The sequence below is a fragment of the uncultured Roseobacter sp. genome (genome assembly GCF_947491795.1).
In the GTDB taxonomy this organism is placed as follows: domain Bacteria; phylum Pseudomonadota; class Alphaproteobacteria; order Rhodobacterales; family Rhodobacteraceae; genus Roseobacter.
The window spans coordinates 571605-589554 of sequence record NZ_CANLKW010000001.1 but is presented as its reverse complement, the minus strand read 5'-3'; the positions used below and the strand labels follow the sequence as shown (position 1 = coordinate 589554).

General features: G+C 58.6%; 20 protein-coding genes and 1 other RNA gene. 12 read left to right on the top strand and 9 right to left on the bottom strand.

Annotated features, from left to right (window positions below; all coding sequences use genetic code 11):
* Positions 1–553: 553 nt before the first annotated feature.
* Positions 554–1444, top strand: a complete 891-nt coding sequence (locus Q1A34_RS02940; RefSeq protein WP_300030520.1) for a fructose bisphosphate aldolase — start codon at positions 554–556, stop codon at positions 1442–1444.
* Here the strand turns inward: Q1A34_RS02940 and Q1A34_RS02935 are convergent.
* Genes Q1A34_RS02935 through fumC form a run of 3 tightly spaced genes read right to left on the bottom strand, consistent with a single transcriptional unit; the run spans position 1426 to position 3232 of the window.
* Positions 1426–1671 carry a ribbon-helix-helix domain-containing protein gene (locus Q1A34_RS02935; RefSeq protein WP_300030517.1) on the bottom strand — a complete coding sequence of 82 codons (246 nt, stop codon included), beginning with the start codon at positions 1669–1671 and terminating at the stop codon, positions 1426–1428. The genes Q1A34_RS02940 and Q1A34_RS02935 overlap by 19 nt on opposite strands.
* The gene (locus Q1A34_RS02930) at positions 1668–1844 is read right to left on the bottom strand and encodes a DUF4169 family protein (protein WP_300030515.1); all 177 of its coding nucleotides are present in this window, start codon (positions 1842–1844) and stop codon (positions 1668–1670) included. The genes Q1A34_RS02935 and Q1A34_RS02930 overlap by 4 nt, the downstream gene beginning before the upstream one ends.
* Complete coding sequence (fumC, locus tag Q1A34_RS02925) at positions 1841–3232, bottom strand: class II fumarate hydratase (RefSeq protein ID WP_300030513.1); 1392 nt, start codon at positions 3230–3232, stop codon at positions 1841–1843. The genes Q1A34_RS02930 and fumC overlap by 4 nt, the downstream gene beginning before the upstream one ends.
* 173 nt (positions 3233–3405) lie before the next feature.
* Here fumC and Q1A34_RS02920 point away from each other — a divergent pair, with 173 nt between their 5' ends.
* Positions 3406–3960 carry a hypothetical protein gene (locus Q1A34_RS02920; RefSeq protein WP_300030510.1) on the top strand — a complete coding sequence of 185 codons (555 nt, stop codon included), beginning with the start codon at positions 3406–3408 and terminating at the stop codon, positions 3958–3960.
* 3 nt (positions 3961–3963) lie between these two features.
* On the opposite strand, the gene Q1A34_RS02915 is transcribed toward Q1A34_RS02920, so the two are convergent.
* The 5 genes from Q1A34_RS02915 to Q1A34_RS02895 form a co-directional block, all read right to left on the bottom strand.
* On the bottom strand, positions 3964–4479 hold the full coding sequence (locus tag Q1A34_RS02915; protein ID WP_300030507.1) for a ClpXP protease specificity-enhancing factor SspB: 516 nt from the start codon (positions 4477–4479) through the stop codon (positions 3964–3966).
* 86 nt (positions 4480–4565) lie between these two features.
* Positions 4566–5813 (bottom strand): chromate efflux transporter, encoded by a 1248-nt coding sequence (gene chrA / locus Q1A34_RS02910; RefSeq protein ID WP_300030504.1) that lies wholly within the window; start codon positions 5811–5813, stop codon positions 4566–4568.
* Complete coding sequence (locus tag Q1A34_RS02905) at positions 5810–6616, bottom strand: sulfurtransferase/chromate resistance protein (RefSeq protein WP_300030501.1); 807 nt, start codon at positions 6614–6616, stop codon at positions 5810–5812. Before Q1A34_RS02905 ends, chrA begins: the two co-directional genes overlap by 4 nt.
* Before the next feature lie 147 nt (positions 6617–6763).
* Positions 6764–7111: a transfer-messenger RNA gene (gene ssrA / locus Q1A34_RS02900) on the bottom strand.
* A 78-nt stretch (positions 7112–7189) separates the two neighbouring features.
* Positions 7190–7552 (bottom strand): DUF4345 family protein, encoded by a 363-nt coding sequence (locus tag Q1A34_RS02895; protein ID WP_300030498.1) that lies wholly within the window; start codon positions 7550–7552, stop codon positions 7190–7192.
* A 320-nt stretch (positions 7553–7872) separates the two neighbouring features.
* Between Q1A34_RS02895 and Q1A34_RS02890 the strand changes: the two genes are divergently transcribed.
* Positions 7873–8328 carry a GAF domain-containing protein gene (locus Q1A34_RS02890; RefSeq protein ID WP_300030495.1) on the top strand — a complete coding sequence of 152 codons (456 nt, stop codon included), beginning with the start codon at positions 7873–7875 and terminating at the stop codon, positions 8326–8328.
* Positions 8329–8412: 84 nt separating this feature from the next.
* The gene (locus Q1A34_RS02885; protein ID WP_300030492.1) at positions 8413–8766 is read left to right on the top strand and encodes a hypothetical protein; all 354 of its coding nucleotides are present in this window, start codon (positions 8413–8415) and stop codon (positions 8764–8766) included.
* Here Q1A34_RS02885 and Q1A34_RS02880 read toward each other — a convergent pair.
* Positions 8758–9495 (bottom strand): GntR family transcriptional regulator, encoded by a 738-nt coding sequence (locus Q1A34_RS02880; RefSeq protein WP_300030489.1) that lies wholly within the window; start codon positions 9493–9495, stop codon positions 8758–8760. The genes Q1A34_RS02885 and Q1A34_RS02880 overlap by 9 nt on opposite strands.
* Before the next feature lie 71 nt (positions 9496–9566).
* Here Q1A34_RS02880 and Q1A34_RS02875 point away from each other — a divergent pair, with 71 nt between their 5' ends.
* The 8 genes from Q1A34_RS02875 (at position 9567) to Q1A34_RS02840 (ending at position 17943) form a co-directional block, all read left to right on the top strand.
* The gene (locus Q1A34_RS02875; protein ID WP_300030486.1) at positions 9567–10355 is read left to right on the top strand and encodes a DUF2182 domain-containing protein; all 789 of its coding nucleotides are present in this window, start codon (positions 9567–9569) and stop codon (positions 10353–10355) included.
* 3 nt (positions 10356–10358) lie between these two features.
* On the top strand, positions 10359–11066 hold the full coding sequence (locus Q1A34_RS02870; RefSeq protein WP_298835738.1) for a DUF1326 domain-containing protein: 708 nt from the start codon (positions 10359–10361) through the stop codon (positions 11064–11066).
* Positions 11063–11572, top strand: a complete 510-nt coding sequence (locus Q1A34_RS02865; RefSeq protein ID WP_300030482.1) for a DinB family protein — start codon at positions 11063–11065, stop codon at positions 11570–11572. The genes Q1A34_RS02870 and Q1A34_RS02865 overlap by 4 nt, the downstream gene beginning before the upstream one ends.
* 1 nt (position 11573) lies before the next feature.
* Positions 11574–12677 carry a dimethylsulfoniopropionate demethylase gene (locus Q1A34_RS02860; RefSeq protein WP_300030479.1) on the top strand — a complete coding sequence of 368 codons (1104 nt, stop codon included), beginning with the start codon at positions 11574–11576 and terminating at the stop codon, positions 12675–12677.
* A gap of 82 nt (positions 12678–12759) precedes the next feature.
* A complete protein-coding gene (gene acuI, locus Q1A34_RS02855) occupies positions 12760–13752 on the top strand; it encodes an acryloyl-CoA reductase (protein WP_300030476.1) in 993 nt (330 codons plus the stop codon).
* A gap of 203 nt (positions 13753–13955) precedes the next feature.
* Positions 13956–15179 (top strand): aminotransferase class V-fold PLP-dependent enzyme, encoded by a 1224-nt coding sequence (locus Q1A34_RS02850; RefSeq protein WP_300030473.1) that lies wholly within the window; start codon positions 13956–13958, stop codon positions 15177–15179.
* A gap of 68 nt (positions 15180–15247) precedes the next feature.
* Positions 15248–16666 carry a deoxyribodipyrimidine photo-lyase gene (locus tag Q1A34_RS02845; protein WP_300030470.1) on the top strand — a complete coding sequence of 473 codons (1419 nt, stop codon included), beginning with the start codon at positions 15248–15250 and terminating at the stop codon, positions 16664–16666.
* A 65-nt stretch (positions 16667–16731) separates the two neighbouring features.
* The gene (locus Q1A34_RS02840) at positions 16732–17943 is read left to right on the top strand and encodes a cyclopropane-fatty-acyl-phospholipid synthase family protein (RefSeq protein WP_300030467.1); all 1212 of its coding nucleotides are present in this window, start codon (positions 16732–16734) and stop codon (positions 17941–17943) included.
* Positions 17944–17950: the final 7 nt, after the last annotated feature.

The window sequence follows — 17950 nt, the reverse complement described above, 5'->3', positions numbered from 1 at the left end:
GATCTGACAGCGGTTCATCGCCGGAGGTCTCGCCCCGCACGTTTCGCGTGGGATACATGCGCTGCAGGGCCGCGACAGTCAAACAGCGCCGGACTATCCGGATACCCGGTTGCGATTCCTTCTCGCCTGGGCCGTACCAGGAATGGAACCGCCGCAAAAGCAAATTCCGGGCCGCCATGTCCGCCTGGGTGACCATGACCGGGTGATGAGTAATATCACCGCGAACCGATTGGCGCTAAAGGGCACTTTTCAGCCGACAAAACAGAAATCATGGCGCGGCCTGATGCCGCAGGGGACAACGCTCCCGTCTCTATGCCAGCGCCCCGGTTCAGCTTATACGGACACCATAGAAATACTCTGTCTCGAGCCCCCTGAAGCAGCTGGCAAGGCTGCGTGTGTGGGGCACTGATCCCGTCTCGCACCTGTTGCACATCTGACGGTCAGATCGCGCGATGGTATGCGTCTGCGTATTGTCCGGCGCTAACATATATCATCCTGTGGTTCTGTGATTTATGCAAAGGCACGGGGCGGAATCAGAAGGAATGAATGTGAAATGTCAGATCTGAACACCATGCGCGAACAAATGAAGTCAGGAGCGGGTTTCATCGCAGCCCTTGACCAGTCCGGCGGGTCCACCCCCAAAGCACTCAGCCTCTATGGCGTTGAGCCGGAGGACTATTCCGGAGAGGCAGAGATGTTTCGTGCGATGCATGACATGCGGGCCCGGATCATCCTGTCGGGCGATTTTACCAGCGACAAGGTCATCGGTGCTATTCTGTTTGAACGCACAATGAACGATACGATCAATGGCAAACCAGTGGCCGAGCTGCTGTGGCATGACCGGGGCGTTGTTCCGTTTCTGAAAATCGACAAGGGCCTTGAGGATCAGACCGACGGTGTGCAGCTGATGAAACCGATGCCCGGGCTGGAAGCGCTTTTGCAAGAAGCGCGTGGCAAGGGAATTTTCGGCACCAAGGAACGTTCGGTTGTCCATGAGGCGGACGCACAGGGTATTGCCGCTATTGTTGCGCAACAGTTTGAAGTCGGCGCGACTGTCACTGCGGCAGGCCTGGTACCTATACTGGAGCCCGAAGTAAACATTCACTCTGAAACCAAGGCAGAAGCAGAGGATATGCTGGAAGCCGCTATTGCAGCGCATCTTGATGCATTGCCGGACGGCGTTGACGTGATGCTCAAACTGACACTGCCGGACCAGCCGGGTCTGTATGACGAACTGGCGCAGCACCCCCGGGTACTGCGGGTCGTGGCGCTGTCCGGTGGTTATTCGACAGATGACGCCTCGGCGCGGCTGGCGCAGAACAAACATATGATCGCCAGTTTCAGCCGGGCACTGACAGAAGGGCTGAACGTGGGGATGTCAGACGCGGAGTTCGACGCGGCTCTGGGCAGCAACATCGACAAGATTTACCGCGCCTCGGTCTGAGGGGTATTGAGCCGGGCCTGCAGATCAGCAAGCACGTACAAGCGGATCGCAGAGGCCAGCCCGGTCTCTGCGCCGCGTTGTACATCAATTTCTGCGACCAGTGCATTGATTGGCAGGGATTTTTCTGCCGCGATGGCGCGCAGTGCCTGCCAGAACTCATCTTCAAGCGAGATGGACGTCCGGTGACCTTTCAGGGTCACAGATCGTTTGACCGGCCGTCTGCTCATGTCTCCCGCCGGTGATCGTCCAGTCTGCGGATCGATTTCTCGTTTTCCGCCTTGTCCCGCTGCTTGTCTGCGCCGGACCGGCCAAAAGCCACAGCGTTCCGGTCAGCCTGTGCCCGGCGTTCTTTCCGGGCACGGTCCTTGCGGACTTTGTTCAGGTTGACCGGTTTGCTCATTTTGGTCCGGTCATGTTTTCCGGGCGCACGACCTCGTTGAAACGCTCTGCGGTTACAAACCCGAGGTTCACGGCTTCTTCAATCAGCGTCGTGCCGTTCTTATGTGCTGTCTTGGCGACTTTGGTGGCGTTGTCGTACCCGATTTCCGGCGCCAGGGCCGTCACCAGCATCAGCGACTCGCGCATCAGTTTTTCGATGCGGTCCGCGTCTGCCCGCAGGCCATCAATCAGATTGTCGGTAAAGGCGGATGCCGCATCGCCCAGCAGCTGCATCGACTGCAACACGTTATAGGCCATCATCGGTTTGTAGACGTTCAGTTCAAAGTGCCCCTGACTGCCGGCAAATCCGACGGCGGCATCGTTGCCCATCACATGCGCGCAGACCTGTGTCAGCGCTTCGCACTGTGTCGGGTTTACCTTGCCTGGCATGATCGACGAGCCGGGTTCGTTTTCCGGCAGGATCAGCTCACCCAGACCGCAACGCGGGCCGGAGCCGAGCAGTCGGATATCATTCGCGATCTTGAAGAGGGAGGCGGCCACGGTTTTCAGCGCGCCGGACATTTCAACCATCGCGTCATGGGCGGCCAGTGCCTCGAACTTATTGGGGGCCGTGACAAAGGGCAGGCCGGTGATCTCGGCCATGTTTCTGGCAACCATGACGTCCCATCCGGGAGAGGTGTTCAGGCCGGTGCCAACAGCCGTGCCACCCTGTGCGAGCTCGTAAATGCGGCCCAGAGCATCGTTTACGCGGCGGATGCCCATCGCGACCTGGTGCGTATATCCGGAAAACTCCTGGCTGAGGGTCAGCGGTGTTGCGTCCTGCGTATGTGTGCGCCCGATTTTGATGATGCCGTCAAATTCCGCAACTTTTGCCTCCAGAGCGCTGTGCAGTTTTTGCAGGCCCGGCAGCAGCACGTCGCGTGCTGTCATCGCCGTGGAAATGTGCATTGCGGTGGGGAAGGTGTCGTTGGACGACTGGCCCATATTGCAGTGATCATTCGGATGAACCGGGTCTTTGGAGCCGATAACCCCGCCCAGTAACTCGATCGCGCGGTTCGCAATCACTTCGTTTGCATTCATGTTTGACTGTGTGCCGGAGCCGGTCTGCCACACAACCAGCGGGAAGTTATCGTCGAACTTTCCGTCAACTACCTCTCCGGCTGCCGCGACAATGGCATCGCCCTTTTGTGCGTCCAGCTTGCCCAGTTCGACATTTGCCTGGGCGCAGGCCTTCTTGATAACACCCAGCGCGCGCACGATGGCAACGGGCTGTTTTTCCCAGCCAATGGGGAAATTCATGATAGAACGCTGGGTCTGTGCACCCCAGTATTTGTCGGCAGGAACCTCCAGCGGGCCAAAGCTGTCGGTTTCGGTGCGTGTCTGGGACATGAGGGGGCTCCCTGGAAAATGTATGTTGTGCCGGGTGTAGCGCTGCCTGGCGTGCGGTGCAACTCACAGTTCTGTCCGCATGCTGCCCGATAAGGCGTTGCATGATTGCCCGCGAGGGCTATCCTGTGAACAGGCGCCCAGCCCGGGTTGAATGTGTCCGAAAGGAAACGGTGATGAATATTTCTCTGACAAGGCTTCGACTGGCGGGGTTTTATCTTTTCCTCGCGACGTTACTGGTGCTGGCAGGAACGGTGGCCAGGGCAGACATATCGCGCTTTACGGGAAGCTATGAAGGCAGCGCTGACGTCGTCTCGGCAGATGGCACCACCCGCCCGCGGGACATGAGTGTTGAGATTGATGCGACCGATGACGGCTACCGGGTCAGCTGGACGTCCACGACCTACAGACCGAACGGCACCTCCAAGGAAAAATCTTATTCCATCGAGTTTGTTCCCAGTGACCGGGCAGATGTCTATGCCTCCGCGATGAAACGCAATGTGTTCGGGCATTCTGTGCAGCTCGATCCGATGAAGGGCGAGCCCTATGTCTGGAGCCGGATCGACGGCGACACCCTGAGTGTCTATTCGCTGTTTGTCGCCGAGGATGGCGGCTATGAAATTCAGCAGTTCAACCGCACCCTGACAGAGGGCGGTCTGAAACTTGAATATCAGTCAGTGCGCAACGGAGAGATCCAGCGCACAGTCACATCGTTTCTGAAGAAAATCTGAAGTTTACTTGCGGAAGCTGTCGAGCGAGACGATCTCCGCCTCGCCCGCTTCGGCGTCCTCTTCTGATGCGGGCTCTTCGGCCTTTGCATCTTTTCTGCGCGTGGCCGGCAGTTTTGCAGGGGCTGCGGTGTCTTCGTCACCCTGCGTCTCTTCTTCGTCATCTTCCTGCTGGGTTTCAAACCGCAGTCCGAACTCGACGGACGGATCCACAAAAGTCCGGATAGCGTCATAGGGAATGTACAGAGGCTCCGGCGCGTCTCCGAAGTTCAGCGTAACTGCAAAGCCTTCTTCGCCGACATCCAGATTGTCATACCAGTGCTGCATGACCACGGTCATTTCGCCCGGATAACGGTCAGACAGCCAGTCGGCGAGTTCCGCATCGGGATGGCTGGTGTCGAAGGTGATAAAGAAATGATGTGCGCCGGGCAGTCCATTATCCGACACGTCCTGAAGCACCTTGCGGATCAGGCCACGCATGGCGTCATGCATAAGGTTACCGTAATCGATGCTTCGGCTCATGGGCGTCCCCTGCGCATACAGACACTGGCGAGCATAGCCGATTCATTGCCGGAGGAAAGAGGGCAGGCACCGTAATTCCGGCAAAATCAGACGACCTGCGCTGCAAGCCCCGCAAGTGCCATAAAACCCAGCGTTCCGATCATATTCCATCGCAGGCCCAGAAGTACGACAGCTGCCACCGCGGTGAGCACCAGCGCGGGCCCGTTCAGCGACGTAAAATCTGGCACAGGTACCGCCAGGAACACACCCGTTTGCGTTCTGTCAAACAGCACATGGATCGCAAACCAGAGCGCCAGGTTCAGGATTACCCCAACCACGGCGGCCGTAATGGCCTGCAGGGCGGCGGCGATAACCGGACGGGCACTGAGCACGTCCAGATAGGGCCCGGCCAGAAAAATCCACAGAAAACAGGGCACAAAGGTCACCCACAGAGTTATGGCACCGGCGGCCAGCGCCATGCCTGGACCGCCCTGCGCATACCCGGCAAGCAACGCCACAAATTCAGTGACGAGGATCAGCGGGCCGGGCGTGGTTTCCGCCAGCCCCAGAGCATCAATCATCTGCCCTGTCGTGATCCAGCCAAAGTCATTGACGACGGTTTGTGTGATCCATGCGAGCACCGCATAGGCGCCGCCAAAGGTGATGACGGCAAGCTTTGAAAAGAACAGAGCAATATCTGTCAGAAATGGCTGGTCAGACATCAAAAGCAAAACCACCGGACCTGCCCAGAGCCCGCCCCAGATCAGCAGAGTTCGCAGGGTTCGCGGGCTTTCGGGGTGAACAGGTGCCAGGGGCGGGTCTGTAGCCCGGGCAGTAAATGCGCCCCAAGCGGCAGCTGCCAGAACAACCAATGGAAACGGCAGCCCGGCCAGAAACAGCGCCAGAAAGGCGAAACACGCCAGTGCCCAGGACGCAGGCGACAGCAGGGATTTGCGGGCGACCTTCAGCAGTGCCTGCAAAACGATGATGATGACGGCGGCCTTGATCCCGGAGAATGCGGCCTGCACAAGCGGCATCTGGCCGTACAGCGCATATCCCAGTGCCAGTACCAGAATAACCACCGCGCCGGGCACGACGAACAAAAGGCCCGCAATCAGACCGCCCGACGTGCCGCGTAACCGCCAGCCGGCATAGGTTGCCAGCTGCATGGCTTCCGGGCCGGGTAACAGCATGCACAGTGACAGCGCCCTCAGAAAGGCATCATCGGACAGCCAGGCGCGTTCCTCGACCAGCTCGCGGTGCATCAGCGCAATCTGTGCCGCAGGCCCGCCAAAGGACAACAGGCCGATCCGCCCGAAAACCCGGATCAGTTCGCGGTCAGATGGCGGCGTCATGACGCCACCTGTGCTGAATTGTGTACCTCGTTCTGACCATCGCGCGCCCAGCGATAGAGCGCATCATAAAGCGGAAGACCGGCCTCCAGCTGTTCAAGGTCCCTGCTGAATGTGCGGGACAGCCCGACGGAAAGCGCCAAAAGGCCTGCACATTCCGGTGCGAGATCGGGGCGGTCTGTGTCTGCACCCCGAACGATCTGTGCCAGGCGTTCCAGAGGTTCGGTCGAAAGGCCGAAACCCGCGACCATACTGTCAAAAGTGCAGGCGGACCCAATGTGCGTCCAGGGGGCGCCCGGCACGTCAAACGCCGTGGCGCCGAACCGATCGGCGACACCCTGTACTTCTGACGGTGAGACAAAAAGAAACCGGGCCTGGGGATCAACAAAGCGTCTGATGAGCCAGGGGCAGGCGATCCGGTCAATGCGTGGTCTGTGCCGTGTGACCCACAGCGTCCCGCGCCCCGGTGCGGGCAGGCTAGTGGCGGGTACGCGGGGCAGTCCAAGTTCCTGCCAGCCCAGATTACCCCCTTCGAGCGTTTCAGCGGGGATGCCCAGCGTTCGCAGCAGAGCGGCGGCACCCTGGCTGAGCTTAAGCCCTTTCTGGCAGACGGTGACGACAGACTGACCGCTCAGCGCTGGTGCGAGCTGTTGCAGGTCATCGTGCGGGAAACGCTGCGCTGTCGGGATGAGAAACGGGTTGTCGGCAAAGTCCTCGTCCAGCGTGACATCAATCACGCGGGGCGACCTCGGTGTGCCGATCAGGCGCATCAGCGCGTGTGCAGAAATTGTATTGAAGCGGGTCATTAGTGCATCCTCATAGCCTTCAGGATGCGATGCTTGGGCTGTCGCCTCACGGGGCGATCGCGCGGCCCCATACCGGTGAAATGACATTTTCAGCCGCGCAGGTCAATTGCCTGTTGGGGGTCAGAAACCGCTGTCTGAATTTTGGAAAGTGCAGGCTTCTGTTGCCAGGTGCCTGCGGACCCCGCCAAACGCTGCAAAGCGAGAGGACTTAGATTTCAGTATCTCCGGTCGCTTACGCGGCCATTGCTACTGGAGCACGATTGTCATTTGCAATTGTACATGTTTCGCCGATAACGGTGGCAGACAGCCGAAACAAAGCAAACCCCTTTAGACGTTCGTCGATCCTGTTTCGGCCCCATGATCCCCAAATGAAGGATGTTGGTGGAGCCGCCGGGTACCGCCCCCGGGTCCGATCCGCTTATTACGAGCGCGTTTATGTTCATAGTTCCGAAGAACAGATCTAACATAGTGGGACGGGTGCCGCGGCTCAAGGGGCCAAAACATTTGAGCGCAAAGAATTCTTGTCTGTGACGCGCGCGAATGCGGGGTATTTCGCTGCTGCAGCTGGTCCTTTCAGACCGCTGACCCGTAATTGCCGATGATCAGTGCAGCGGCCAATGCCGCCTCGATACCACCGAACAAGAGCACTTTTCCAAGCGGTGGCTTGTCAAAAACTACAGATACCACGCGGCCCAGAGCAGCGCCGGTAAAGGCAAAGCCGATCATGACATAGGCGACGGGATGTGCCAGCCAGAGTGCTGCGATACCCGCAATGACAAATAACCCGCCCACAGAGGCCCGAAGTTCAGAAAGCCCCATGGTTGATCCGTCGGTTTTCAGGTCCAGCGCCCCGGCTGTGTAGCGTGGCGCCAGAAACCCAAACAGCCCAAAGCCGATGGTCAGAAGTGCGCACAGGATGTTCAGTATTTCCGTCATGCACCCAGACCTAGCTGGCCGTGCGCGCGGTGCAAGAGCGCGTTCTAAGCTTTTGATGACGAAGAATTCAACCACAGATTGAAATGAGGTAAATGTGTCAAATTGCTTTCGCCAACGGGTTCTTTGTGCTAGTGTTTTGGCGCCGGAGGGAGAGCCGGCAATTGTGATTTGTATTTGACTGAACTTTGAGAATTGATGTGCTCAGGTCTCTGATGCGCATGAAAAAACTCAGGGGCTGCCTTCAGGTGGCGCTGCAAAAAGTATTGAGTGACTGACATTTTTCAAAGCGCCGTATCAGGCGCTGCGGGCTGGAGGCTGTAATGGCGGAAATCCGGATTTCAGAGACGGCTGGCGGTATTGCCGCCCGGTTGAAGCGCGACATTGAGGCTTCGGTTGTTCTGATTACAGAAACCCTGCAGGACAAGCACGTTGTTCATGCCTGTATTGGTCTTGAGTTGCCCCAGAGACTGCGGCACGAACTGCCTCTGGGATACCCTGTGTGTGAACATACCGTCGCAATGGGGTTTCCGCTGATTGTGGATGATGCGTTCAACCATCCTTTGCTGACCGGCAACCCTGCGGTGACAGAGCTGGGCATCGGATCATACGCCGGTGCGCCGCTCTTTCGGATCGACGGGCAGGCGGGCGGCGCGATCTGTGCGATGCAGCCTCATATCCATCGGTGGAGTGCGGCGCAGATAGAGATCATCCTCGAAGCCTCGCGTTCTGCTGAGAAAGTCTTGTTTCAGCAATTCATAACCATGCGCTGCTCTTGACACAGTTTATACCACCATTAAGATTGTTTCAGCGCAGATGATTGCGCGATCCCGTTTTTCCTTACCCGGCGTTGCCCGCTGCAAATGTCTTCTAAAATTGTTTCCCCCGATATCGACGAAATGCTCGAAAACGAAGATGTTTTTGCAGCAGATCGCACACTCAGCAGTTCTGAAAAAGCGCAGATTGTGCGGGCCTTCTTTGATCTGGCAGACGCCCTGATGGATGAGGTGCGCGATGACATCGAGCACAGCGACTCCATGTCCCTGGTGCGGATCGGTGAACTGATCGACAAACACAGCAAACCGGGTTCTGCCCGGCATATGAAAAACATCTGGCAGGCGCTGCAGTACCTTGTAGACGCGTCACTGGATGAAAAAGCAGCTGAGGAAAGCCGGCAGCACACCGGATCGGGCAAAACCCGGAATGTCTCAGTCTGAGGCGGCGCGGGCACGGGCTTCGAATACACTGGCTGCCAGTGCCTGGGTTTCCTGCTCCAGAGATGTCAGTGCATCCTGTGTCTCAGAGCCATTGTTGTCCTGAAGCGCGTCTGCGATTGCTGTATGGATATCAACGATCCGGCTGCGTGATCTGGCTGTAAACGTGATCATATTCATCAGCGGCTGCATGGCTTCGACCGCGCCGGCAAGCTGATAACTCAGCACCGGATTGCAGGCCCCGTCCACCAGCGCCCTGTGAAAAGCGACGTCAGACGCGCAAAACGCCTCATCTGTCAGGCCGGGCTGCCCCTGGCGGTGAATCTCTGCACGCATGGTCGCCAGCTGATCCGGCGTGCGCCTCGCTGCTGAAAGAGGCGCGCAGGCCCGCTCGAGAGCATAACGCGCCTCGCAGGCAGTGCCGAAACTGACTGCATTCATGCTCAGCAAGAGGGTCGAGGTGGTAATCTGTTGCGGATAGGCGGCTTCAAAGCTCAGGCGGTTCACAAAGGCGCCGCCCGTGGCACCGCGCTGTGTGCGGATGAGCGACTGGGCTGCCAGGCGTTTGAGCGCTTCGCGTACTGTCGGGCGCGACACGTCGAAATGCTCGGCAAGTTCGGCCTCTGACGGAAGCCTCTCGTCTACAATCAGCGTCCCTGCGACGATTGCATCGCGGATGGCGCCAGCGATCTGGGCGGATAAATCAGCGGGGCTGTCGGGATCAATTTTCATATGTCTTACATTTAATGTTTGCCCGTTTTCTAATTGTCTGGCATTTGAAAGGCAAGAACAAGGGACTCACCATGAACGGAATTCTCCGCTCCACGCTCTGGCTCGGTTTTTTCGCGGCAATTCTGGCCGCGTGGTGGGTCATGTATGTGATGAGCATCGACATGGATGTTGATCTGCTGGGACGTCCCGGCGAGATGGGCGCGCGCATGGCTGCGATGGACCCACGTATGCCGATGTATATGCCGATGGCTAATTTCGGGCCGCTCTTTGTGATGTGGGCCGTCATGATGGCGGCGATGATGCTGCCCACGCTGGTGCCGACGCTGCGCGCCTACGAAGATCTGATCCACAGTGCCAATGGCACGCGCGCAGGGTGGCTGGCGGTTCTGCTGGGGTATTTCATCGTCTGGGTTGCCTTTGCGGCACTCATCACCGGTGCACAGCTTGCACTGCTTTTTGGCGGGGTCGTGGACATGCTGGGCATTGCGAAATCGCCCTGGTTTGCGGGCGGGCTGCTGCTCGCCGTTGGCCTTTTTCAGTTCACGCGCACCAAAGAGCTGTGCCACGGTGTGTGTCATGCACCGGCGATGTATTTCCTGGGGCACTGGCGTACCGGATTTTCGGGCGGGCTGCGCATGGGCCTGGGGCTTGGTGCTTATTGTGTCGGCTGCTGCTGGGGCTTTATGGCGCTGGGATTTGTGGGCGGGGTCATGAACCTTGCCTGGATGGGGCTCGCCACGCTTTTCATGGTAATCGAAAAACTGCCCCAGGTGGGGCATTATGTGACACGGCCAATGGGCTTTGCGCTGGTTCTCGCAGGTCTCGCCCTGCCGGTCTGGCACATCTTTACGGGAGGATAAGACATGGCGACCAACAGAAAGCCTGATGCGGACCGGCTGAAAATCAGCCAGCGCATTGACCAGAGAATGCCTAACCCGAAACGCCGCCAGTCGACGCCGACGGAATGGGCGATCAAAGGTGAGCTTTTTCTGAACTGCTCGTGCACTGTCTTTTGTCCCTGTGTCGTCAGCCTCGGCGCGCACCCGCCAACCGAAGGGCACTGTCACGCCTGGATGGCGATTGCCATTGATGAAGGGCACTATGAGGGCGAGAGCCTTGCCGGTCTGAACATCGGGCTGCTGGTCGATATCCCGGGCCGTATGGGCGAGGGGAACTGGAAGGTGGCTGCCTATGTGGACGAACGCGCCACCGGCAAGGCCTATAACGGTATTCTCCAGATTTTCTCGGGTGCTGCGGGCGGTACGACCGGTCTTTTTACGATGCTGGTGAGTGAGATCATCGGTGCCGAGCGCGCGCCCGTCGAGATTGTGCGCGAGGGCAACCGGCGTTCCATCATGATCGGGCGTAAAATCCAGGGCGAGATCGAGATGGTTGCGGGCAAGGATCCCGCGCATCCCGTTATGGTCAGCAACTCCAAATACTGGATGGGCCCTGACATCATCGCCGCGACCGGCCTGAAAAGCCGCGTGCGCGACTATGGCCGCGTCTGGGACTTTGGCGGAAAATCAGCTGAGATCTGCCCGATCGACTGGAAAGGCCCCAAGGCGTGATCGACACGGGCTATGTCCGCACGATGGCGCGTTACAACAGCTGGCAGAACAGCCAGCTGATCCCGCTGCTTGAGGCCATGCCGGTCAAAGAGCTGACACAGGACCGGGGCGCGTTTTTCGGGAGCCTGCTGGGGACCGTCAACCATCTGCTTTGGGGTGATACCATGTGGATGAGCCGGTTTGATCCGTCGGTTGAAAAACCACAGGCGGACATAGCCGGGAGCACACAGATTCACCCGACAATTGCGTCCTGGGCGGCGGAGAGGTTCCGCATGGACGGCAAAATCCGGTACTGGGCCGACAGTCTGCGTCAACTGGATATGACAAACGAGTTGTCCTTTTATTCCAGCGTTCTGGGCCGTGATGTCAAAGCGCCGCTTGCCCCGTCCATCATGCATTTTTTCAACCACCAGACCCACCACAGAGGACAGATCCACGCCATGCTGACGGCGGCCGGTGCAAAAGCGCCTGTTTCTGACCTTTTTGTCATGCCAGAGGATGCCTGAGATGGCGTTGATTTCTCCTTCCCGCCGGTTGCGGCGGACCCCTTTCTCCGACGGTGTCGAGGCGGCCGGGGTCAAAGCCTACACGGTCTATAACCGCATGCTGTTGCCGACGGTTTTTGAGAGCCTTGAAGGCGACTATCACCATCTGAAAAACCATGTTCAGGTCTGGGATGTGTCCGTTGAACGCCAGGTGGAACTGCGCGGCCCGGATGCGGCACGCCTGATGCAGATGCTGACCCCGCGCGATCTGCGGGGCATGTTGCCCGGACGCTGTTTCTATGTGCCGATTGTGGATGAAACCGGTGGGATGCTGAATGACCCGGTCGCGGTCAAACTGGCCGAGGACCGGTGGTGGATATCGATTGCGGACAGCGATCTGCTGCTCTGGGTCAAAGGTATCGCCAACGGGTATCGTCTTGATGTGCTTGTGGATGAGCCTGACGTCTCGCCGCTGGCGGTTCAGGGGCCAAAGGCGGATGAGCTGATGGCGCGCGTCTTTGGTGAAACGGTGCGGGACGTAAAATTTTTCCGGTTCGGACTGTTTGAGTTCGAAGGGCGGGAGCTTGTGATTGCCCGGTCCGGGTATTCAAAGCAGGGCGGCTTTGAGATTTATGTTGAAGGCAGCGACATCGGCATGCCGCTCTGGAACGCGCTTTTCAAAGCAGGTGAAGACCTTAATGTCCGTGCTGGCTGCCCTAACAATATTGAGCGGATCGAGGGCGGGTTGCTGTCCTATGGCAACGATATGACGGACGACAATACACCGCATGAATGTGGTCTGGGGCGGTTTTGCGATACGCAGACGGCGATTGGCTGTATCGGGCGCGATGCGCTGCTGCGTGTCGCCAAAGAGGGGCCTGTTCAGCAGGTGCGTGCGATTGCCATTCAGGGAGATGCGGTGGCGCCGGCTGACCGCGCCTGGCCGATTTTTGGCAATGGCAGGCGTGTGGGGCATGTGACCTCGGCGGCCTGGAGCCCCGATTTTCAGACCAACGTGTCCATCGGTATGGTCCGCATGACCCATTGGGACACGGGCACAGAGCTGGAAGTTGAAACCTCCGACGGGATGCGCAAAGCAACCGTGCAACCAGGGTTCTGGGCGTAGCGCATATTGCGATGCCGGAGCCTCCGGCGGGGATATTTTGAGCCAGAAGAAACAGGGCGTGGCGCCCGGAAAAGGAGACAGTATGTTCAGAGCGTTGATGGTCCGCAAGGATGAGGAAAGCGGCAAAACCTCCGCCGCGGTAGAAGAAATCAGCACAGATCAGCTGCCCGCCGGCGATGTGACGGTCGCTGTGGAGTATTCTACGGTGAACTACAAAGATGGTCTGTGCATTGGCCCGGGCGGTGGGCTGGTGCGTAACTATCCGCACGTGCCGGGTATCGATTTTGCCGGAACTGTCGAGGCCTCGGATGATGAGCGCTACAAACCCGGTGACAAGGTTGTTCTGACAGGCTGGCGTGTTGGTGAGGTGCACTGGGGCGGGTATGCACAAAAAGCACGCGTCAAGGCGGACTGGCTGGTGCCGCTGCCCGAAGGGCTGGATACCCGCCAGGCGATGGCGGTCGGTACTGCCGGATTTACCTCCATGCTGGCTGTTATGGCGCTGGAGGATCATGGGCTGAAACCGGGAGACGGACCCGTGCTGGTCACCGGTGCCGCGGGCGGCGTGGGGTCTGTTGCGGTTGCAATACTGGCAGCCCTCGGGCATGAGGTTGCCGGCGTCACCGGGCGTCCGGAAACTGCTGATTATCTGACGTCTCTGGGCGCGTCCAGGATCGTTGCACGTGAAGAGATTAACGAAACGGTCAAGCGACCCATGGAGGCAGAAACCTGGGCGGGCTGTGTGGACGCTGTTGGCGGGGCGATGCTGGCGCGCGTACTGGGCCAGATGAAATACGGTGCGTCTGTTTCGGCCGTCGGACTTGCCGGTGGTGCGGGGCTGCCTGCGACGGTCATTCCCTTCCTTCTGCGCGGGGTTAATCTGCTGGGGATCGATTCAGTGATGCAACCCTACGACAACCGCCTTCGGGCCTGGAAACGTATCGCGCGGGATCTGCCGATGGACAGGCTGGACGCGATGGTCAATCCCGCCACCCTGTCTGATCTGCCAAAGCTCGGGGCAGACATCCTGAAAGGTCAGGTTAAGGGCCGGGTTGTGGTTGATGTGAACGCGTAATCGCTGAGCAGTCCGATCCTGTGGTTTGACCTCCTGGGGCTTAAGAGGGTGCGATATCGCCTGAAATGGCAGGGCTTAGGTGGCCATTGCATCCTGCTGCTTCGCCGGTTGGGGCAGGCCGCGCCCGGGGATCAGACCGCAGACAAGGGCTGTGATAATCAGAGCCCTTGACGCCGGACGTCCGGCGGACAACGGTGCGGCTTATGAAACTAGATACAGAATTTGTGCGGGCTCAGTTTCCCGCTTTCGCGGAACCTGCTCTGGCAGGTCAGGCGTTTTTTGAGAATGCCGGCGGCTCATATACCTGCAAGCCCGTCATAGACCGGCTCCTGCGGTTTTACACGGCGCGTAAAGTACAGCCCTATGCGCCCTATGAAGCCAGTCGTCTGGGCGGTGCAGAGATGGACGAGGCACGGGAACGTATGTCTGCGGTGCTGGGTGTTGCATCTGACGAGCTGAGCTTTGGCCCTTCGACGACACAGAACACCTATGTGCTTGCGCAGGCCTTTGCCGGGATGATGCAGCCGGGTGAGGCGATCGTGGTCACCAATCAGGACCACGAGGCAAACAGCGGACCTTGGCGGCGGCTGGCAGAGCGGGGCATCGTCATACGCGAGTGGCAGGTCAATCCGGAGACTGGTCATCTGGACCCTGACGATCTGGAGGGCTTGCTGGACGAAAGCGTGCGGCTGGTCTGTTTTCCCCACTGCTCGAACGTGGTCGGAGAGATTAACCCTGTTACCGAGATCACGGCCGTGGCCCATGCGGCGGGCGCTTTTACCTGTGTTGACGGGGTGTCCTATGCGCCGCACGGTTTTCCGGACGTAGGCGCACTTGGACCGGATATCTATCTGTTTTCGGCCTATAAAACTTATGGGCCGCATCAGGGGCTTATGGTCATTCGCCGCACGCTGGCGGAACTGCTGCCCAACCAGGGGCATCATTTCAATGGCGACAGCCTTTACAAGCGTTTTACGCCTGCTGGCCCGGATCACGCCCAGGTCGCTGCCTGCGCGGGGATGGCAGACTATATTGACATGCTTTACGCGCACCATTTTTCTGATGAGGCAACACCGGTCGCCCGGGGAAGGGCGGTGCATGACCTGATGCGCGGCCACGAAGTAACCTTGCTTCAGCCGCTGCTGGATGCTGTCAAAACGCGCAACTCGGTACGCCTGATCGGCCCGGATAAGGCAGCGGTACGCGCGCCCACTGTGGCCCTGGCGCTCAACCGCGATGGCGAGGCAGTTGCCGGTGAACTGGCAGAGCATGGGGTCATGGCGGGCGGAGGTGATTTCTATGCCGGACGCGCGCTGGATGCGATGGGCGTGGATGCGGAGCTGGGCGTGTTGCGCCTCAGTTTCACGCATTATACCAGCGCCGCAGAGATTGATCAGCTGATTAATGCTCTGGATGAGGTTCTGTGAACAGATTTTCCTGATCCGCAGGCTACGTATGAACGTATCCCTGTTAAGGCTTGGGAAAGGGTCGTAGTTTGAGCAGTTCACCGATTATCGTCTGGTTCCGGCGTGACCTCAGGCTGACCGATCATCCGGCACTTTCGGCAGCGGCCAAATCCGGCAGACCGGTACTCCCGGTATTTATACATGATGATCAGGTGCAGGCGCTTGGTGCTGCACCAAAATGGCGGCTGGGTCTCGGACTGGAGCATTTTGCCGCGCGGCTTGCTGAAAAGAACAGCCGGCTGGTCCTGCGACAGGGAAATGCGTTGGATGTTCTGCAGGACCTGATCCGCGAGACCGGCGCAGGTGCTGTGTGGTGGTCGCGGCTCTATGATCCGGCGGCTGTGACACGGGATGCCCGGATCAAGAGCGCCCTGAAAGAGGCGGGTACAGACGCGCGTTCTTTTGGCGGCCATCTGATGTTTGAGCCCTGGACCGTCGAGACGAAAACGGGCGGATACTACAAGGTTTACACACCATTCTGGAATTCGGTGAAGAACAGGGAAGTCGATGCCCCTCTCAGTGCGCCAGGAGTGTTGACAGCTCCTGACGGCTGGCCTGTATCTGATGAGCTTGAAAGCTGGCAGATGGGTGCCGCGATGAACCGTGGTGCCGGGATCGTCCTGCCCTGGGTGCGTCTGGGCGAGCAGGCGGCGCAGGCCCGGCTGGGCGGGTTTATCTCCGGGATTGTCGACGGCTACGACACCACACGTGATCTGCCCGGTGTCGACGGAACCTCCTGCTTGTCTGAAAACCTGGCACTTGGGGAAATCAGTCCGCATCAGTGCTGGCATGCTGGCCGGCGGGCACTGGAAGAAGGGAAAAAGGGTGCGGAGACTTTCCTCAAGGAACTCGTGTGGCGCGAGTTTGCTTATCATCTCATGCATCACACGCCCCGCATTCTGGATGCAAACTGGAAAGAAGACTGGGACGCCTTTCCCTGGAACACCGACGCGCAGCACAAAAAAGTAGTTGCCTGGAGGCAGGGACGCACGGGTATCCGGTTTGTGGATGCCGCACTGCGGGAAATGTATGTCACGGGGCGGATGCACAACCGGGGCCGGATGATTGTGGCCAGCTACCTGACCAAGCATCTGATGACACACTGGCAGATCGGGCAGAAATGGTTTGAGGACTGCCTGATCGACTGGGACCCGGCCAGCAATGCAATGGGGTGGCAGTGGTCTGCCGGGTCGGGCCCCGATGCGACACCCTATTTCCGTGTGTTCAATCCGGTGACCCAGCTGGACAAATTCGACAAAGACCGCGCCTACGTGCGTCGCTGGCTGGCCGAGGGCTACAAATCACCGTCCGAGACCGCAGCGTCCTATTTTGAGGCCGTGCCGCGCGCATGGGGGCTGTCGCCGGATGACGAATATCCCGCGCCGGTTGTACCCGCGGACGAGGGCCGCAAAATTGCGCTTTCTGCTTATGAAAACAGGGGCTTCTGAAACTCTGTGCAACAGGTTAACGTGGCTTTGCAGAGCGCCAGAATGCAAGAACGGAATACGAATTTATGATCCTCACCAACACTGACGGCCAGTCCGGTCTGCCACGGTATTTTGCCCGCGTTTTTGCGCTGTCTCAGCAGATGAATAACGGCCGTATCGATTTTGTGCTGCCCGATGGCCGCCGTTTCCGGGCCGAGGGTAAAAAGCCCGGGCCTGTCGCCGAAATGGAGATCCATAATGACGATCTTTTCGCGCGCCTGATCCGCGAAGGGGATCTGGGCTTTTGCGACGCCTATCTGGATAACTGGTGGTCCACGCCGGATCTGCAGGCTTTTATGGATCTGGTTCATGCCGACAACGAAGACATCTATGACGGTTTTCCCGGCATGGCGCTGGTGCGGAATTATGAAAAATTCCGTTTCTGGCTGCAGCGCAATCACAAGGATCAGGCGCGTCGCAACATCAGTTACCACTATGACCTTGGCAACGACTTTTACGGCCTGTGGCTGGACGACACGATGACCTATTCCTCGGCGCTTTTTGAAACCGGTCAGGAAAGCACGGAAAAGGCTCAGATCGCCAAATACAAATCCCTGGTTGACCAGATGGGTGTTGAGCCCGGAGACCACATTCTGGAAATCGGATGCGGATGGGGAGGCTTTGCCGAATATGCCGCGCGTGAACGCGGATTGCGTGTGACGGGTCTTACCATCAGCGAGGAACAGTTTAAATACGCCCGGGAACGAATTGAAAAAGCGGGGCTTTCCGACGTCGTAGACTTCAAGCTCCAGGACTATCGCGATGAAATGGGCACCTATGACGGTATTGCCTCCATCGAGATGTTTGAGGCCGTGGGCGAAAAATACTGGCCTGCCTATTTCGAGACTGTGCGTGAGCGCCTGAAGCCTGGCAAGACCGCGACGCTGCAGATTATCACCGTCGCTGATCGCCGCTGGCAGGTCTATAAACGCGGTGTGGATTTTATCCAGAAATACATCTTTCCCGGCGGTATGCTGCCCAGCCCCGGGGCGCTGAAACACCAGATCCACCGCGCTGGTCTGGGCATTGAGCGATCGGTGGAATTCGGTCACAGCTATGCGATCACGCTGCGACGCTGGCACGAAACATTCAATGAAAAATGGGATCAGGTCAGCGCCATGGGCTTTGATGACCGGTTCCGGCGCATGTGGAATTTCTATCTGACTTCCTGCGCATCGACCTTTGAAAGCTCCAATTGCGACGTGACGCAGATCACGGTGCGGCGTCCTGCCGGATAATCTCCCT

Bases quoted from the DNA above. Each gene is read 5' to 3' on its own strand.
- Q1A34_RS02940 (WP_300030520.1), top strand. From the start codon at position 554: ATGTCAGATCTGAACACCATGCGCGAACAAATGAAGTCAGGAGCGGGT.
- Q1A34_RS02935 (WP_300030517.1), bottom strand. From the start codon at position 1,671: ATGAGCAGACGGCCGGTCAAACGATCTGTGACCCTGAAAGGTCACCGG.
- Q1A34_RS02930 (WP_300030515.1), bottom strand. From the start codon at position 1,844: ATGAGCAAACCGGTCAACCTGAACAAAGTCCGCAAGGACCGTGCCCGG.
- fumC (WP_300030513.1), bottom strand. From the start codon at position 3,232: ATGTCCCAGACACGCACCGAAACCGACAGCTTTGGCCCGCTGGAGGTT.
- Q1A34_RS02920 (WP_300030510.1), top strand. From the start codon at position 3,406: ATGAATATTTCTCTGACAAGGCTTCGACTGGCGGGGTTTTATCTTTTC.
- Q1A34_RS02915 (WP_300030507.1), bottom strand. From the start codon at position 4,479: ATGAGCCGAAGCATCGATTACGGTAACCTTATGCATGACGCCATGCGT.
- chrA (WP_300030504.1), bottom strand. From the start codon at position 5,813: ATGACGCCGCCATCTGACCGCGAACTGATCCGGGTTTTCGGGCGGATC.
- Q1A34_RS02905 (WP_300030501.1), bottom strand. From the start codon at position 6,616: ATGACCCGCTTCAATACAATTTCTGCACACGCGCTGATGCGCCTGATC.
- Q1A34_RS02895 (WP_300030498.1), bottom strand. From the start codon at position 7,552: ATGACGGAAATACTGAACATCCTGTGCGCACTTCTGACCATCGGCTTT.
- Q1A34_RS02890 (WP_300030495.1), top strand. From the start codon at position 7,873: ATGGCGGAAATCCGGATTTCAGAGACGGCTGGCGGTATTGCCGCCCGG.
- Q1A34_RS02885 (WP_300030492.1), top strand. From the start codon at position 8,413: ATGTCTTCTAAAATTGTTTCCCCCGATATCGACGAAATGCTCGAAAAC.
- Q1A34_RS02880 (WP_300030489.1), bottom strand. From the start codon at position 9,495: ATGAAAATTGATCCCGACAGCCCCGCTGATTTATCCGCCCAGATCGCT.
- Q1A34_RS02875 (WP_300030486.1), top strand. From the start codon at position 9,567: ATGAACGGAATTCTCCGCTCCACGCTCTGGCTCGGTTTTTTCGCGGCA.
- Q1A34_RS02870 (WP_298835738.1), top strand. From the start codon at position 10,359: ATGGCGACCAACAGAAAGCCTGATGCGGACCGGCTGAAAATCAGCCAG.
- Q1A34_RS02860 (WP_300030479.1), top strand. From the start codon at position 11,574: ATGGCGTTGATTTCTCCTTCCCGCCGGTTGCGGCGGACCCCTTTCTCC.
- acuI (WP_300030476.1), top strand. From the start codon at position 12,760: ATGTTCAGAGCGTTGATGGTCCGCAAGGATGAGGAAAGCGGCAAAACC.
- Q1A34_RS02850 (WP_300030473.1), top strand. From the start codon at position 13,956: ATGAAACTAGATACAGAATTTGTGCGGGCTCAGTTTCCCGCTTTCGCG.
- Q1A34_RS02840 (WP_300030467.1), top strand. From the start codon at position 16,732: ATGATCCTCACCAACACTGACGGCCAGTCCGGTCTGCCACGGTATTTT.